Below are 17,710 nucleotides of genomic sequence, written 5' to 3'. Positions count from 1 at the left end.
AATGCGGAAACGTTGGGCGCCGTGGGCGATGCTCGCGGCGCTGTCGGTGCTCATCGTCGCGATGCTGCTGGACCTCGCGTTTCCCTTGCCCTTGCCGGACACGCGCGGGGCAGGGGGCGTGGTGGTCGCGCGCGATGGCACGCCCTTGCGTGCCTTCGCAGACCGCGGCGGCGTGTGGCGGCATCCGACGACGCCGGAACAAGTCTCGCCGCTCTACCTGCAGGCGCTGATCGGATACGAGGACCGCTGGTTCTGGTCGCATCCGGGCATCAATCCCATCGCGTTGGGGCGCGCGGGTTGGCAATGGGTGCGCAACGGACACGTGGTGTCGGGCGGTTCGACACTGACGATGCAAGTCGCGCGCTTGCTCGATCCACATTCGCGCAGCCTGTGGGGCAAAGTGCGGCAGCTCGCGCGCGCGGTGCAACTGGAAGTGCACCTGTCCAAGCGCGAGATCCTCACGCTGTATCTCGACCGCGCGCCCTACGGCGGCACCATCGAAGGCATCGAAGCGGCGAGCTGGGCGTATCTCGGCAAGCCGGCGTCGCAGTTGTCGCATGCGGAAGCGGCGTTGCTCGCGGTCTTGCCGCAGTCACCGAGTCGCCTGCGTCCGGATCGTGCGCCCGAGCTCGCGCGGGTTGCTCGTGACAAGGTGCTTGCGCGCATGGCGGAGCAGGGCACCTGGTCGAAACAGGATGTCGAGGAAGCACGCATCGAACCCGTCGTGGCGCGCGCGCTCCAGCCGCCGCATTACGCCGCGCTGCTCGCGCAACGCCTGCGCGACGAACAACCGAACGCCCCGCGCATCCGTTCGACGCTCGACATCGACTTGCAGCGCATGCTCGAAGACCGCGTCGCCACCTATTTTTCCGACCTGCCGCCGCGCACGTCCGCCGCGCTGCTCGTCATCGACAACGCCACGCTCGAAGCGCGCGCCTACGTCGGTTCCGTCGCCTTCGCCGACAAGGATCGCCTGGGCCACGTCGACATGGTGAAGGCCTGGCGCTCGCCGGGCTCGACGCTCAAGCCTTTCCTCTACGGCCTCGCACTCGACGACGGCCTGATCCATTCGGAAAGTTTGCTTGTCGACGCACCGCAATCCTTCGGCGATTACCGGCCGGGCAACTTCGACATGGCGTTCAACGGACCGATCGCGGCGTCCGAAGCCCTGCGCCTCTCGTTGAACGTGCCTGCCGTGGACCTGCTCGATCGCGTGGGCCCGACACGCTTCGCCGCACGCCTCGCCAACGCGGGCATCGATCTGAAATGGCCCGCCGGCGCAGCACCCAATCTCTCGATGATCCTCGGCGGCACCGGCGCACGCCTGGAAGACCTCGTCGGCGCCTACGCCGCGTTGAACCGCGATGGCGTTGCGGGCCGCGTGCGCTACACCCCGGATGCACCGAAGATCGAACGCCGCCTGTTGTCGCCCGGCGCGGCATGGATCGTGCGCGACATCCTCGAAGCGCATCCGCGCCCGGGCACCGCGCCCGACACCTTCGACCCGCAATCGCGCATGCGCGTTGCCTGGAAGACCGGCACGAGTTACGGCTACCGCGACGCCTGGGCGCTGGGCAGCACGCGGCGCTACACCGTCGGCGTCTGGGTGGGCCGGCCTGACGGCACGCCGATGCCGGGCCAGTACGGCGCGATGACGGCATTGCCGTTGTTGTTCGACACCATCGACAGCCTGCCGACCTCGCCGGGCGATGCCACGCCGCGTCCGCCGCCGCCGGACGTCGAACGCGTCGACGTCTGCTGGCCGTTGGGCCTGCCGCCTGATCCGAACGCGCCACAGCTGTGCCGCAGGAAGCGCAGCGCGTGGGTGCTCGACGGCGTGATTCCGCCGACCTTCGCCGAACGCGATGCACGCCTGTGGAGCGCAGGCCGGGAACGCATCGACGTAGACGCCACCACCGGCCAACGCCTCACTGCCGATTGCACGCAAGCACACACGCGCAGAAGCGAAGACATTGCGCGTTGGCCCGCACTCGCATCCCCGTGGCTCTCCGCGGACGCTCGCGCCGCAGCCCGCATGCCGCCGCGCGCAATCGACTGCACGCCCGACGGCCGCGACGCCACCGAAGAACTGCGCATCGACGGCCTCGTCGACAAGGCCACGCTCGCGCGGCCGCCCAACAGCGCCGCACCGCTGCGCCTACGCGTCCGCGCCATCGGCTCCGACGCGCGGGTCCGCTGGTTGCTCGATGGCCGCCTCGTCGGCGAATCGAAGGGCGGCGATGCCTGGGACCTCGATGCCAGCACGGCCGGCGCGCACACGCTCACCGCGCTCGCCGAAACGGGCGCGTGGGCGTCGATCGCCTTCAAGGTGCTGCGCTAGCTCAGCCCAGCTGCTCGAGCACGTACTCCGCCGACGACACGCGGAACTCGCCCGGCGCCTCGACATGCAGCTGCTTCACCACGCCGTCCTCGGCGTAGATCGCGAAGCGCTTGGAACGCGTGCCCATGCCGTAGGCGCTGGCGTCCATTTCCAGGCCGAGCGCACGGGAGAAGTCGCCGTTGCCGTCGGCCAGCATCTGCAGGCCCTGCGGCACGTGCTGGCTCTCGCCCCAGGCCTTCATCACGAAGGGATCGTTGACCGACATGCACAGCACTTCGATGCCGCGCTTGTGGAAGTCCTCGAAGCGCTCGACGAAGCCGGGCAGGTGGCGCTCGGAGCAGGTGGGCGTGAACGCGCCGGGCACCGCGAAGAGCACGACCTTCTTGCCGTCGAACAGCTGATGCGTATCGACCGTCTCGACGCCGTCGCGGATGCGCTTGAGGTTGACTTCGGGCAGGCGGTCGCCGGGTTGGATGGCCATGGACGGGTCCTTCTCGTGGGGAAGCGTCGCATGTTCGCACAGGCCACGTGTACGGGGTCATTCGAGGGGTTTCCCGTTCTTGCGCATGGCGTCGATCCGGATGATCGCCTCCTCGCCGCGCGGATCGTCCGCGCGCATGTGCGCGGGTGTTCCGAATGTCCTTCGCGTTCCTTCGTTCCTCCCTGTGCGTGCGCCTGTGCGTGGTGTTGCTAACGATCGCCTGCGTCGCCGGCATGCCGATGTTGTTCGGCTTTCCCAATTCGCCGACGGAAATTCCGACGACACGCGATCCGGGCAAGGCGCACCGCTATCCGACGATCCAGGCGCTGCTGGAGAACGCGGGCCCCGACACGGTCATCCTGTTGCACGACATCCGCCGCGGCACCTCCTCCACCGCCGGGCGCGATGCGCGCATGGCGAGCACGGCCATGTTGCTGGCGTTCGCGCAGCAGAAGGGCGCGAAGGTGCTGATCATCCAGCGCCTGGGACAAGGCGCCGCCACGGTGCCGCTCGCCAACAAGTTGCCAGACATCCTCCTGGATGCGCTCGACATGAGGAACGTGCTCGGCGCGGCGGGCATTGCCGAGCCTCTGCTCCTCGGGAGCTCCCCGGTGTTGCGCAAGGAGCTGGGGACGCCACGGCGGTCGATCCAGGATCGTTACCTGCAGAACACCAGGCATCTGCTGATCATCGGCGACGGGCACGACTCGGAGACGATGGTGCCGACGTTCGAGGCGGCCTGGAGCGGGATCAACGTCTACCGCAATCCGCTGCTCGACATCAGCGACCTGCCGCTGGATCTCCTGGCCAACTACGGAGCGAAATACGCACGACGCCTGGACCATGTGTCGAACGATTCCGGGGCGCAGAAGCTGGCGCTTCCCGGATTCCTCGCCGAAGATCCCTTCCTCCACTATGTGCCGATCGGACAGATCCCCGGCGTGACCGGGCAGGTGCCGATGAACAACAGGGCTGACGTCTTCCGCGAAGACGGCACGCCGTTCCCCTTCATCGTGAGCAGCAGCGACACGCTGGAGCGCACCCACCTGGGCGCGATGGCGCCGGCGAACCAGTTCGACGTGCAGGTCTTCTTCGTCCTGTCCGATGGCGGGTTTTTCGAAACGACGGAGTCCATGTACCAGGTCAACGCCGCGCGCGCCGCGCTGATTGCCCTGCCGAAAACGCTGTTTCATTACTACGGGGATCTGACGTCGCAGCTCCCGGAGTCCCAGTACGCGGATACGTTCCACCTGCTGGGCCTTGCCGCCAACGCCGCCGGCAAGCCGTTGCCGAATCCGGCGACCCAATGGAGTGCCTTGGAGACCGGGCGCGTGGAGCTGCAGGTCGACCTGCACGGTGGCACCGAAGGGGACCTGGGCGAATATGTCGTGGAGCGCATGAGCCCCGCGCAGCTGGGCACAGCGTTCCTCGAGCATCCCGACACCGGTCTTGCCGCGGCGAGCGCCACATCGCGGAAGCGGATCGCGCACCTCAGCTTGCGCGCCTGCGGTGTGCGCTGCCAAGGCGATTACCAGGTCGGCTCGGCGCCCGGCCTCAGTGCCGACGAGATCGCATACGCCAAGGCCTTGGTGCGCTGGCTCGCCACGCGGCATGTCGACGTGGAACGCGTGACCATCGCCAACGTCACGGTCAACGACGTGTTCCCTGCCGAGAACGGCACGCCGGTCACGTGGTTCGGCGTCAGGGACCAGACGGGTCGGCATCTGTTTTCGGCTCGGGAATCCGCACTGCTGGCGACATCGCTGGCCTACGACCGCGCGACCGATACGTTCACCGAAGATCCCGATGGCGTGGGCGACGCGGTCGCCGTCGATGCCGTCGCCGCGCTGCCGCCGGCGCGTTATACCGATGTCGATACGACCTCCGAAGGCGCCGTGCACCCTGACGTGGCCGAGCAAGCGCCCTCCGGTTCGCACGTCGTCGGGCTCGCGCAAACCTCGCGCTCGGGCGCGACCGTCGGTGTCGACATCGCCGGCGATGTCAGGCCGCGCCTGGATGCGTCGTGGGATCCGGGGGCGACGGCGTGGGACCTGGTGTTCGGCAGCACCGACGCAACGTCCACGCCCGACATCATGGTCACGAGCGCCGACATGTACGCGATCGCGATGGCCATGCGTCCGCAGGGTGGTCCTGTCGTCGTGGTCGATACCGATCCGGCGCGCATCCGCGGCGTGCAGCGCGTCATCCAATTCGCGCGCGATGCAGCGACGCCGCTCGAATGGGCCCATCGCATCGGGCAGGACGGCCTGGGCCTTGGGCCCACGGAGCTCCTGAAGTGGCTGCAGACCCTGTCGCCGGCGTCGCGGACGCAGCTCGAATTGTTCGATTCGAGGCCGGTCAGGCAGGCCTACGCGCGATTGCGCACGCGCGCGCTGTTGGATCAGTTCATCTTCCATGCCGCCGACCTCGCCACGCGCGACGGCGGCGCAGTCGTCAACGCCAGCCTCGGCCGCTACCCGGTGAGCCTGATCGCCATGCCGAGCGATGAGGCGTTTCGGGCCAAGGGCGCGCAGCTCGGCGTGAGGACTTCGACGACGGCTTATCTCCGGCAGCTGCACCACAACTACGCACTGCTTGCAGGTCCCGAGACGCAACTCCGCCTGGGCCGGGCGGGCAAGTTCCCGCACCTGGTCCAGGGTGAGCAGGCCGTGCGCGACCTGTACGGCCTGCCGGGTGCGACCGCGTCGTCCACGAGTCCCTGCACCTTCAACACCGGCAGTTGCGGCGCATCGACCGACATCGACGGCAACGTGATCGACAGCGCGCACGTTGCGGCGGCGCGCGATCGCCATGGTCCGCACCCGGTGCTGGACCATCTCGAGGAAGGCCTGGCCGATCGCGGCCCGCTGCACCGCTGGTGGTCTCAGGTGAAGGAGGCCTTTTTTGAAGCGGCGGATTGGGTGCGCACGAACGTGATGGGAATGCTCGTGCAGCTGGGCCTGACGACGCCGGACACGACGTCCTACGCGGTGGACGCGGCCGAGGCGCATGCGAGCGATCCGCTGGTGCAGCGCATCGAAGGCGAACAACTCGGCACGCGTTACATCGCCGCGACGCGCAGGCTCCTGCAGGAGGCCAATCTTCACGTCGACCACTGGATGCCGGTGCTCGGCACTGCACGCGCCACCGAGGAACCAGCGGGCGCGTCCGGCCGGGAATATCGCGTGCAGGTGATGCACGAAGGCACGGGCGAGACGCGCGAGGTCGCGACGCGCGATGCGACGTTCGCGCAGACGCGCGAGTTCGTGGAGCGCATGCACGCGCAGGTCCACGCCGAGGCCGCAAGCACCCCGAGCGGTGCGCACGTGACCACGCTCAACACGGCTTTCGCGCTGATGGGCCTGATGCACGTACTGGAAGGCGAGCGCACCGCCGCGCGCACGGGTCTGCCGGAGAACCTGGCGACGTCGCTGCAGGTGCAGATGTACGTCAGCCAGGCGCAGATGGCGGTGGGCGTGGTGCAGGACGTGCTGCAGACGGTGCAACTGGCGCGCGAAGGCTTGCAGGTCGCGCGGCAGGTGTCGGCGGTCGCGGGCACGGATGCGTCCTTGTTCGCGCGCGTGATGGGCATGGCCTCGCGCACGATGGGGGCGGCTGCGTCGGTGCTGGGCGCGGCGATGGTCGGCCTGGACATCTACAACCTCGCGCACGCGCAGACGGCCGAGCAACGCGCGGTGTTCGGCACGCAACTGGCGGTGGACACGTCGTTCGCGGCCCTGATGACGGGCGCATTCGTCGCGGAAGCGGCGGGCGCGGCGACGGCGTCCAGCGTGCTCGGCGCGCTCGCCACCCCACTGGCCGGATTGGGCATCGGCATCGTGGGCCTGGTGCAGGCCTACATGGCGGTGGCGCAGGACGTGGATGCCTCGGCAGCCAAGTTCGACAAGTTCGCCGATCTGTATCCGCGCCCGTCGTGGACGTGGAACGAGCAGAACCTGCCGATCAGCCATCCGTCCTCGCCGAACATGCGTCGTCCCTACACGTGGGACGACAAGACGCGCACCTTGTCGCCGGTGTTCGGCATCGCGACCAACCGCATCGACCTGCGCACGCGCGACAGCATCGGCCTGCGCAAGACCACGACGGCGGAGAGCTACATCGATCGTGCGGACAAGAGCAGGATCGGCACGCCGAGCTTCAGCGGCACGCGCCCGCTGATGACCGGCGGCAGCCAGCCCACGCCCGATCCCAACGCGCCCGGGATCCCGATCCTGGCACGCACGGGGATCTACAACACCGGCACCTTGCCGATCGCCAGCGACGACCAGGTCGAGATGCTGGTGCTGCCCGCAACGCCGGCCTCGCACTTCCATTCCTACGATTACCAGGACCTGGCCGACGCCAACACGCGGCACGTGCAGGAGCCCGGGTTCATGGGCTACGAGGTGCTGCGCCGGATGGAGAGCATCGACTGGTCGCAGGGCTTCTTCCTGTACGACTTCGACCACAACGCGATCGCCACGATCCTGCGCCACGTGCAGGAAGACTGGCTCGCCACGACGGTGGAGGTGATCCTCGACGAGCACGTGAACGTCGTGGCGATGCCGACGTTCGTGATCCCGAAGAACACGACGTGGACGCCGGAGCAGCAGGCGGACTACCGCGCGGCGAACAAGGAAATGACGCGCCACATGGCGTATCGCATCGAGCCGTCGTCGCGACGCGCACCGGTCGGCATCGCGCTGCAGAACGATTACGGCAACGTGTCGCTCAAGGCGCCGCCTTCGGGCGCCACCACGATCTGGATGCTGGACGCGCGCAACCTGCGCACGCCGGATGCGGTGCGCGTGGAAGTGGCCACGCGCGGTGCTGCGGAAACCGGCGTGGTGTGGATCGATGGCCAGCGCGTCGAGGTCGAGGGCGCCGCGGGCCTCAAGGCCGCCGCGGGCGAGGGCATCGCCGAGACCTACGTGATCCTGCCGCACGGTGCGTGGCACGTGAACTTCGCCAAGCGCGAGATCAAGTCGCTGGATTTCCTCGCGCCGAGCGACCTGGTGCACGGCCCCGACGTGCATGCGGCGCTGGTGCGCCAGGGTTTCAACTTCCGCACCGACGGCTTCATCGAGATCAGCACGGGCAGCGGCCCGGCGCATCCGCTCAACGGCACGCTGGTGAAGCGCTACTACGAAGCCGTGGCCGACGAAACGCTGCTGCACGCGATCGACGACCGCTACCCCGACGCGCGCCTGGTGTTCGGCGACGCGCAGGAAGGCCTGTTCCATGATCCGAAGACCGGGCGCCTGCATCGCGTGCGACGCGGCGAGGTGTTGCCGACGGAGAACTACCAGATCGGGTTCCGCACCGCGCCGCAGGAGGCGCAGGCCAAGTCGCACAGCGTGCAGCGCGTGCAACGCGTGGACGGCCAGACCTTGCTGGTGCTGGTCAGCTACGTGCAGCGCACGCCGGATTACATGAAGGCAGCCCCGGCGAGCGACAACCATGTCGACGACGGCGCGAGCACGCTGCTGGTGTCCTACCGCCTGCGCCATGGCCTGCTCGAGATCGTCGGCATCTCCGACCACGACTGGCTCAGCGCGTGGCTGGAGGAAGCCGATCGCGCGAGCGCCAACGGCGTGGCGTACACGGGGTTCGCGAACTTCCTCTCGACATTGACCGACGGCCGCGCGATCGCGATCGGCCTGCCCAACGACCTTACCCCGGTCGAACCGAGGGCCGCCGAATGGGTCGCGGTGCATGGCCGCATCCGCGTCGATGGCAAGGTCGAATCGCGTCCCTACTGGATCCACGACGCGAGCGGTCGCGTGCTCAAGCCGTTGTGGATCAAGCCCGACGCGGCATGCCGCGCGGGGCAGGGCGCGATCGAAGGCTTCAAGGCCCGGCAGGCCGTGCCCAGCGCGGGTTGCGTCATCGCCCATCCGAACGATCCGGTGTGGCTCGGGACGTTCAAGGGCCCGGCGAACGAAAGCCCGGGTGCGCCGATGGTCGACTGGATCCGCTTCCATTCGCCTTCTCTGAAGGGCGTGTTCGGCGTGCGTCCCTACGACACGAGCGGTGCGCTCACGCAATTTCCGCGCACCGAGTTGCTCGCGTTGGGGGACGCGATCACGCAGACGCTGGCCACCGACGCCGCGCCCGCGGGCCGCGACAGCGCGGGCCTGCTGTGGACCTACGATGGCGAGGGCGGCATGCGCCTGGCCGGGTTCGGTCCGACGTGGCTGGTCGCGCGTGGTCCGGCGACCTGGCCGGCTGCGGTCGCCGAGTTCGCCGCGGCGCAACCGCACAGCGCCCAATTGCCGGAACTGCGCGTGGACGGCGTCCTCGACATCGACGGCAACGCGATCGCCGCGTGGTTCCTGCCGGCGTCGAAGCAATGGGCGTTCGGTCCTGCGGGCGCGTCCTTCGCCAGCATCGCCGACGACACGCGCGCGTTCCTCCGTGCTGTCGACGGCAGCCTGCTCGAAGCGCGCCTGGCCGACGCCGTGCCCGATGTCGCCGAGGGCAGGGTGTTCGACGGCTACCGCCTGCGCATTCCGCTGCAGGTGCGCCGCATCGACGACGGCGTCGACGGCAAGCTCTCCTCTGCCACGCCGCAGCGCGACGCGGCATGCACCGGCGTGAAGCTCGTGCACGAGAACGGCGCCGTGACCTGCGTGGGTACCTCGCTGCAGCCTCGCGTGCTGGAGTGGAACTGGTGCGGCGGCGCGTTGCCGAACGCCGCGCTGGCCGGCAAGGACAACGAATACATCGCGCTGTCGTGCCGGTCGCCGGAGGTGGCGGGCCGCACGCCCACCGTGGCGCGCAAGGGGTGGCTGTCGCCGCAGGGCGAGCTCGTCGCGTTGCCGAAGGACGCGGCGCTGCAGGACGCGTCGGTCTATCGCCTGCTCGGCTTCAACCATGCGCTGCGCGAGGCTTACTACTTCCGTCCGGACCATGCCGTGCTGTACGTGGCCGACTGGACGGGCGCGACCAAGCGCAAGACGCATCTGGTCGACGCGCAGGTCCTGGCGCAGGGCTTGTTCGTGCGGCTGCCGAGCACCGGCATCGCGCCTGGCGCACTGCCGCTCATCGACGGCCTGCGCGAGCTGGGCCTGGGCACCGACAGCGAACGCGCGATGACGTATCGCATCGAGCCGGCCACGAATGCGCATTACCCGCGCATCGTGGTCGACATGGGCGCTGCGCCGCTCGGCACGTGGCAGCAACGCACCGTGGAGCTGCTTTACGCGAACGCGTCCAGGGCCACGCCGCAACGCGTGCCGGGCGGATGGCGCCTCGCCGACGGCGGCCACACGCTGGAACTGCGTGGCACGGGGGGGCACAAGCGCCTGGTGTTCGGCGATTCGCGCCAGTCGCTGGATCTTGCGACCTTGCGGCCCGTGAGTTTCCTCGAACTGCCGGAAGGCTACGTGTCGCCCGATTCGTCGGCACCGGATGCATTGCCGTTCAGCGATCGCCACGACATCGACGGCGACGGCATCGCCGATCTCGCGAAGGTCGTGCGCAATGGCACCCTGGGCCGCATCGAATGGCACGCGCGCAAGGCCGACGGCAGCCTGTCCGATCCCGCGCCGACGCGCAGCGACACCGACGTGCCGCTGTTCGATGCGCGCTGGCATCGCGGTTTCTACTCGGTCGAAGGTGTCGTGCAGTACTGCGGCATCACCGCGCTCGGCGCGCATCCCAACGACGTCGAATTCGCATGCCATCGCCTCGATGCCGAAGGCGTGCATCCGCGCCTGAAACGCACCACCTTCAACACGACGTGGGCCGGGCCGGCGCCGGCGACGGACGCCGACCTGCTGCCATGGGTGCGCGACCTCGTCGACCGCGGCGCGTACTGGGCGTACGACGCGCCGACCTCCGCGTTCCACACGCGCTTCAACGGCCGCACGATGGAGTGCCTCGGCACCTCCGCGGGCAACTGCATCGCCACCGCCAACCTGTCCCTGGTCAACCTGCATCCTGACGTCGACGCGAAGGCGCAGGCATGCAGCGCGACGTCGCCGCCGACGTGGTGCACGACGGGCCTGGCGCGACAGAACCCGAAGCACGTCGAAGGTCCGTGGCGCAACGAGAACAACGCGTCCAACGGCTTCGTGTATCGCATCCATGAGGGCGACGTCGAGTGCGCGTCCTACAACGGTCGCAACTGCCTCGGCGGCAGCGTGCCGATCGCCAGCCTCGACCCGGCGCGGTTGAATCCGTTGCGTTGCGGTGCGCCGCATCGCATCCAATGGGGCGAGCCCGGTTACGGGAATCCGATCCATTGGTGCGAACGCCTGCGCCCCGGCGCGCAAACCGTGGGCAGCGGAACACCCGTCGCGCCCACCGCCACCAACCTCCGCATCACCGGCACGCTGCAGGCCGGCGGTGTGTTGCGCGGCGACTACGACTACGCCGACGCCAACGGCGATGCGGAAGGCGAAAGCGCGTACCAGTGGTACGTCAGCGATCCGCAGACCGGCGCACCCGTCGTGGTATCAGGCGCGAAGGACCGCACCTTCATCCTGCGGCCGCAGGATCGCGGCGCGAACCGCAAGATCTGGTTCAACATCGAGCGCCTGCGCGCAGCCACGGGATCACCGCGCGACGCCGCCAACATGCCGATCGGTGCATCGATCACGGGCACGGTGACGGGGCGTGCGCCAACGGCGAGCGACGTCGCGCTCTCGGGCACGTTCCAGCCCGGCGGCACGGTCCAGGCCACGTTCGCCTACCGCGACGCGGATGGGGACGCACCGGGCCTGCACACGTATCGCTGGTATCGCGCCGCGCCGAACTCCACCACGCGCACCTTGATCGGTTCGGGCACCACGCCGCAGCGCGCGCTCGTCGCGGCCGACGGCGGGCAGGTGCTGTTCGTCGAAGTCGTGCCGCTTGCGCAGGACGGCGTCGCCGGCACGGCGGTGCTGTCGCCGGCGAGCGTCGTCGTCGGCACGAACATCCCGCACTACAGCAACGGATCGCCGGTGGCGATCCCGGACGATGGGGCGTGGGTGACGAGCACGATCGCGGTCGAGCCGCACGGCACGATCAACCTGCTGACCGTCGACGTGCGCATCCTGCACGGCGCGCGCGACGACCTGGAAGTGCAACTGATCACGCCCTGGGGCGCGACCTTGTCGTTGCACAACCGCAGCGGCAACGGCGCCAACCTCATCCAGGAGTTCACCGACCCGCAGCAGGCCGGCAAGTCGCAGCGCGGCGTGTGGACGCTGCGCGTGCGCGACGGCCATTCCGGCAAGACCGGCACGCTGGAACGCTGGGGGCTGCGCTTCCAGTAGCGTGCCCGGCGACGATGGACCCGTCGAAGGCGTGGCGACACGCCTTCGACACGGCTGCGTTAACCTGCCGCCCATGGAATTCAAGGACTACTACCAGACCCTGGGCGTGGAGCCCGGCGCCGGCGACGCCGAGATCAAGACGGCCTACCGCCGCCTTGCGCGCAAATACCACCCGGACGTGAGCAAGGAAGCCGGCGCCGAAGAGAAGTTCAAGGCCGTCAACGAGGCCTACGAAGCGCTGCGCGATCCGCAGAAGCGCGCGGCCTATGACCAGCTGCGTGCGCGCGGCTATCGCCCGGGCGACGACATCCAGCCGCCGCCGGGAGGGTTCGGTGGCTACGGCGGTGCGCCGGGCGAGTTCGACTTCGACGAAATCTTCGCGGGCGGCGGCGCGGGTGGCGGCTTCAGCGACTTCTTCGAATCCTTGTTCGGCCGCCAGCGTCCGGGCGGCCCCGGTGCGCGGCCGCAACCGCGCGGCGATACGCGCGCGAAGTTGGCGGTGCCGTTGGAAGCGGTGTATCGCGGCGATGCGGTACGCATCGGCGTGAACGGCAAGACGCTGGAGATCAGGATTCCGAAAGGCATCAAACCGGGCCAGTCGATCCGTCTGCCGAAGCAGGGCAGCAGCGGCGGCGACCTGTTCCTCGAAATCGAATATGCGGCGCATCCGCAGTTCGAAGTCGATGGACGCAACATTCTCTATTCGCTGCCGGTGGCGCCGTGGGAAGCAGCCCTGGGTGCAACGGTGAGCGTGCCGACCTTGGGGGGCTCCGTGGAGCTCAAGATTCCGCGCGATTCGGAGTCGGGGCGGAAGCTGCGTTTGCGAGAGCGCGGTTTGCCGGGAACGCCGAACGGAGATCAGATCGTCGAACTCGAGATCCTGGCGCCGCGGGTGCACAACGACGAGCAGCGCGAGGCGTACGAGAAGATGCGCGATGCGTTCGGGGATGACTGGCGGAGGGCGTAACGCATTACGACAGCCAGGGCTCATTCCCTTGAACAAAGAAAGGGCCGGCTTTTCAGCCGGCCCTTTGGTAGCGCGGTGGCCTTTCAGCCAACCCGAGTCTCGCGTGAACATGCTCGACCCGGCGGGTTGCTTTGTCAAGCAACGCCAAGCGTCGGAAAAAGCAAGGGCGCCGAAAGGCGCCCTTCTTCCATGGACAAAAAAAAAGAGCCAACCTTTCGGTCGGCCCTTTCCAATTGCTATGTCTCGCGCGAACTATTCTTCCGAGGCCTCAGGCGCCGCCGGCGCATCGCCGCCCAGCATCTGCTGGATCATGTCCGCCAGCTCGCTCTCCGAGAACGGCTTGGTGATGTAAGCCTTCGCGCCCTGGCGCATGCCCCACACGCGGTCCGTGTCCTGGTCCTTCGTGGTCACCAGCACGATCGGGATGTGCTTGGTCGAAGGCTCGCGCGTGATCGAACGCGTGGCCTGGAACCCGTTGAGGTTCGGCATCACCACGTCCATCAGGATCAGGTCGGGGAGTTCGCGCTTGGCCGCTTCCACGCCCGCGGCACCGTCTTCGGCCGTCAGCGCTTCGTGTCCAAGCTTTTCGACGATGCGACGAATCCCCATCAGCTGGGAGGGTGAGTCGTCGACGATCAGGATGCGTGCCATGGGGGTCCCCGGGATACTGCGGCGATTGTAACGGGGCGGCGGGTCGCCGCAAGCTCAATCGCCCAGCGACACCAGCGTCCGGCCGAACGACCCCCCGGCCAGCATCGTGTCGAACACGTCCGGCAACGCCGCCATGCGCACTTCGCGCGTGCAGATGCGGTCCAGGTGCGCCGGTTTCCATTCGCCCGCCAGGCGGCGCCAGACCTCCTCGCGGATGTCGCGCGCGGTGCCGGCCGACGCCACGCCCAGCAACGAAACGCCGCGAATGATGAAGGGCATCACGGTGGCGTGGAGTTCCGGCGAGGCCGCCAGCCCCGCGGTCGCCACGTTGCCGTAGGGCGCGGTGTGCGCGAGCAGCGCGGCGAGCATCTTGCCGCCCACGTTGTCCAGGCCGCCGCCGAACTTCGCCGTGTCCATCGGCTTCGTCGTCGAGAGCGCATCGCGTTCGAGTACTTCCTTCGCGCCGAGGGCCAGCAGGTACGCCGCCGCTTCCGGCTTGCCGCTGATGGCATGCATTTCGAAACCGGCGCGCGTAAAGATGTCGACGGCGAGCGAACCGACACCGCCGGTGGCACCGGTGACCGCAAGCGGACCGAGCTCCGGCGTCTGCCGGTTCTCCACCATGCGCAGCAAGGCCAGCGCCGCGGTGAAGCCCGCGGTGCCGAGGATCATGCTTTCGCGCAGCGTCATGCCCTTCGGCAGCGGGATGGTCCACTGCGAAGGCAGGCGCGCGTACTGCGAATACCCGCCGTCGCGCGTTTCGCTCAGGCCGCTGCCGGTGGCGAGCACCGCATCGCCTTCGCGGTATTTCGGGTCGGTCGAGGCGACGACATGGCCCGCCACATCGATCCCGCCCACCAGCGGCGCGCGGCGCAGGATCTTGCCCTTGCCGGTGCCGGCCAGCGCGTCTTTGAAGTTGACCGACGAATACGCGGTGCGGATGACGACTTCGCCCGGGGCGAGCGCATCGAGCGCGATTTGTTCGATGCCGCTGCGGTAACCCGCGGCGTCGTCGTGGATGCGGAAGGCGTCGAACTTGGCGGGGACGGTCATCAGCGCATGTCCTTGCGGCGTTTCAGGTCGAGGTGTTTGCTCGCATGTGCGGGCGCGTAGGCGCGCATCCAGGCCAGCAGGGCGTCGAGGTCGTCGCCGTGCCACAGGTCGTTGCGCTGGTCGGCGTGCAGGAAGCGCTCTTCCACCATGCGGTCCATCATCGCGATCAGCGGCGCGTAGAAGCCATCGACGTCGAGGAAGGCGCAGGGTTTGTCGCCCAGGCCCAGCTGGCGCCAGGTGAGCATCTCGAACATTTCGTCCAGCGTGCCGAAGCCGCCGGGCAGGGCGACGAAGGCGTCGCTCAGGTCGAACATGCGCGCCTTGCGTTCGTGCATGTTGCTGACGATGTCGAGCCGCGTGAGGCCGCGATGCGCGACTTCCCAGCCGACCAGTTGTTCGGGGATCACGCCGATCACTTCACCGCCCGCGGCGAGCGCAGCATCTGCCACGATGCCCATCAGGCCGACGTTGCCGCCGCCATACACGAGCGCGAGGCCTTCGCGCGCAAGGCGGTCGCCAAGCTGCGCCGCTTTCTCCGCATACGCGGGACGCGCACCGGCATTCGATCCGCAGTAGACGCACACCGAACGCATCAGGTGCGCTCCATCAGCGCGATGCCGGACATGCGCAGTTGTTCTTCGCGTTGCTTGCGTGGCGAGATCTTCAGCAGGAAATTCCAGAGGGCCGCGCCGCGGGGCTTGCGATTCAGCCGCATCGCATCGGTCCAGGTGGAATGGAACTGGAGTTCGCGCCAACCGTAAGGCGCGAACCACGCGGTGCTTTCCGCCGGGCCGAAACGGAACGGCGCATTCCCGCCCTTCAGCGTCGGCGACCAGCGCTTCTCGAGGAGCTTCAGCAAGCGCGGCGTGGCGAGGTCGGCCAGCCACCACTTCGCTTGCGCGATGTCGTGCAGGTCGCGGGCGAGGGCGGCGACGTCCTCGGCCTCCAGGTAGATCAGCAGGCCTTCGGTGATCGCGAGCACCGGGCCTTCCTCGGCGGCCTTGGCGAACACTTCGCGGCGCTGGTCCGCTTCGCGCAGGTCGGCGGCGATGAATTCCAGGCGGCACTTCGGCGTTTCGCCCGCCATGCCGGTGCGGAAGTAATCGACCATCTCCGGCATGTCGACGTGCAGCCAGCGCAGGTCGCGGGGCAGGTCGAGCCGATAGGGGCGCGCGTCGAGGCCGGCAGCGAGGTTGAGCACGGTCTTCGCGCCCGATTGCACGCAGCGATGGACGATGTCGTCCATCACGCTCGTGCGCACGACCAGCGGCCAGCTGGTCTGCGCGCCATCGGGGATGGCATCGACGATGGCCTGGCCGCGTTCGCCGCCGAGGCGACGCGCATACGGATCGCGGAACAGCGCATCGGGGCGCTCGGTTTCCATCGCGCGATAGATGGCCACCCACAGGGCGGTGTCGGAAACGTTGCGGATGGGATTGGGGGTGTCCATCGTGTTCGATTCCCGGAAAGCAGAACGGCGCACCGAAGCGCGCCGTTCACTTTACGCCATTGGCGACAAGGCTTAGTTGGCCTTGTGGATCGCGCGCTTCGCAACGGCCATGGCGGCATCGTGCACCGCTTCCGACAGCGTCGGGTGCGCGTGGCAGATGCGGGCGAGGTCGTCGGCCGAGCCGCTGAACTCCATCGCGAGCACGCCTTCGTGCACGAGCTCGGAGACGTTCACGCCCACCAGGTGCATGCCGAGGATGCGGTCGGTTTCCGCATGCGCGATCACCTTCACGAAGCCCGCCGGTTCGGCCATGGCAACGGCACGGCCCAGCGCAGCGAACGGGAAGCTGCCCGCCTTGTACGGCGTGCCTTCGGCCTTGAGCTGCTCTTCGGTCTTGCCGACCCAGGCGATTTCCGGTTCCGTGTAGATGACCCACGGAATCGTGTCCATGTTGACGTGGCCCGGCAGGCCCGCGATGAGCTCGGCCACCGCGATGCCTTCCTCGAAGCCCTTGTGCGCGAGCATCGGGCCGCGCACGCAGTCGCCGATGGCCCACACGCCATCCACGCCGGTGTGGCAGTGCTCGTCGACTTCGATCATGCCGCGCGGGTCCAGCTTCACTCCGGTGCCATCGGCCAGCAGGCCCTTGGTCGCGGCGCGACGGCCGACGGACACGAGCAGCTTGTCGACGACGATGGTCTGTTCGCCCTTCGCGTCGGTGTAGGTGACGTGGACTTCGTTCTTCTTCACTTCGGCCTTGGAGACCTTCGCGCCGAGGCGGATGTCCAGGCCCTGCTTCTTGAACTCGCGCGCGGCGGTCTTCGCCACTTCCGCGTCGGCGGCGGCGAGGAAGTCCGGCAGCGCTTCGAGGATGGTGACTTCCGAACCCAGGCGCTTCCACACGCTACCGAGTTCCAGGCCGATCACGCCCGCGCCGATCACGCCCATGCGCTTCGGCACTTCGGTGAAATCGAGCGCGCCGACGTTGTCGACGATGGTCTTGCCGTCGAACTTGGCGAAGGGCAGTTCGATGGAATCCGAACCCGCGGCGAGCACGACGTTGGCGGCCTTCAGCTCCACGGTCGAACCGTCGTGCTGCTTCACCGTCACCACGTTGCCCGGCTGCAGCTGGCCGTAGCCGTAATACGCCGTGACCTTGTTCGCCTTGAACAGCATCGCGATGCCGCCGGTGAACTGCTTCACGATCTTGTCCTTGCGTCCGATCATCGTGCCGATGTCGATCGCGGGATTCGATGCGGAGATGCCGTGCTCGCCGAACAGGTGGGTGAGGTTCCAGTACTGGCGCGAGCTGTCGAGCAGCGCCTTGGACGGAATGCAGCCCACGCGCAGGCAGGTGCCGCCAAGGGCGGGCTTGCCGTCCTTGCCGAGCGCGGCGTCGATGCACGCGGTCTTCAGGCCGAGCTGCGCGGCGCGGATGGCGGCGTGGTAACCGGCGGGGCCGGCACCGATGACGATGACATCGAACTGTTCAGCCATTTTG

At 68.2% G+C, this 17,710-nt stretch carries 9 protein-coding genes; 3 read left to right on the top strand and 6 right to left on the bottom strand.

Going from position 1 to position 17,710, the window contains the following annotated elements:
• Position 1: 1 nt before the first annotated feature.
• Complete coding sequence (gene pbpC, locus LVB87_RS13260) at positions 2-2,341, top strand: penicillin-binding protein 1C (protein ID WP_232898429.1); 2,340 nt, start codon at positions 2-4, stop codon at positions 2,339-2,341.
• Between the two features lies 1 nt (position 2,342).
• Here pbpC and LVB87_RS13255 read toward each other — a convergent pair whose 3' ends face one another.
• The gene (locus tag LVB87_RS13255; RefSeq protein WP_232898428.1) at positions 2,343-2,822 is read right to left on the bottom strand and encodes a peroxiredoxin; all 480 of its coding nucleotides are present in this window, start codon (positions 2,820-2,822) and stop codon (positions 2,343-2,345) included.
• A 155-nt stretch (positions 2,823-2,977) separates the two neighbouring features.
• Between LVB87_RS13255 and LVB87_RS13250 the strand changes: the two genes are divergently transcribed.
• Positions 2,978-12,088, top strand: a complete 9,111-nt coding sequence (locus tag LVB87_RS13250) for a TcdA/TcdB pore-forming domain-containing protein (protein WP_232898427.1) — start codon at positions 2,978-2,980, stop codon at positions 12,086-12,088.
• Positions 12,089-12,161: 73 nt separating this feature from the next.
• Entirely contained in the window at positions 12,162-13,055 is an 894-nt protein-coding gene (locus tag LVB87_RS13245; RefSeq protein WP_232898426.1) for a DnaJ C-terminal domain-containing protein, read from the top strand.
• A gap of 252 nt (positions 13,056-13,307) precedes the next feature.
• Here LVB87_RS13245 and pilH read toward each other — a convergent pair whose 3' ends face one another.
• The 5 genes from pilH to lpdA all read right to left on the bottom strand — a co-directional run bounded on the left by pilH (position 13,308) and on the right by lpdA (position 17,706).
• Complete coding sequence (gene pilH / locus LVB87_RS13240; RefSeq protein WP_232898425.1) at positions 13,308-13,706, bottom strand: twitching motility response regulator PilH; 399 nt, start codon at positions 13,704-13,706, stop codon at positions 13,308-13,310.
• A gap of 54 nt (positions 13,707-13,760) precedes the next feature.
• On the bottom strand, positions 13,761-14,759 hold the full coding sequence (locus tag LVB87_RS13235) for an acryloyl-CoA reductase (protein ID WP_232898424.1): 999 nt from the start codon (positions 14,757-14,759) through the stop codon (positions 13,761-13,763).
• Complete coding sequence (locus tag LVB87_RS13230) at positions 14,759-15,352, bottom strand: TIGR00730 family Rossman fold protein (RefSeq protein WP_232898423.1); 594 nt, start codon at positions 15,350-15,352, stop codon at positions 14,759-14,761. Before LVB87_RS13230 ends, LVB87_RS13235 begins: the two co-directional genes overlap by 1 nt.
• The gene (locus LVB87_RS13225) at positions 15,352-16,209 is read right to left on the bottom strand and encodes an SAM-dependent methyltransferase (RefSeq protein ID WP_232898422.1); all 858 of its coding nucleotides are present in this window, start codon (positions 16,207-16,209) and stop codon (positions 15,352-15,354) included. The genes LVB87_RS13230 and LVB87_RS13225 overlap by 1 nt, the downstream gene beginning before the upstream one ends.
• A gap of 72 nt (positions 16,210-16,281) precedes the next feature.
• Positions 16,282-17,706 carry a dihydrolipoyl dehydrogenase gene (gene lpdA, locus LVB87_RS13220; RefSeq protein WP_232898421.1) on the bottom strand — a complete coding sequence of 475 codons (1,425 nt, stop codon included), beginning with the start codon at positions 17,704-17,706 and terminating at the stop codon, positions 16,282-16,284.
• Positions 17,707-17,710: the final 4 nt, after the last annotated feature.

This window comes from Lysobacter sp. KIS68-7, from assembly GCF_021284745.1.
In the GTDB taxonomy this organism is placed as follows: Bacteria; Pseudomonadota; Gammaproteobacteria; order Xanthomonadales; family Xanthomonadaceae; genus Noviluteimonas.
The sequence above is the reverse complement of the archived record's forward strand: the minus strand, read 5'-3'. Positions and strand labels throughout refer to the sequence as shown.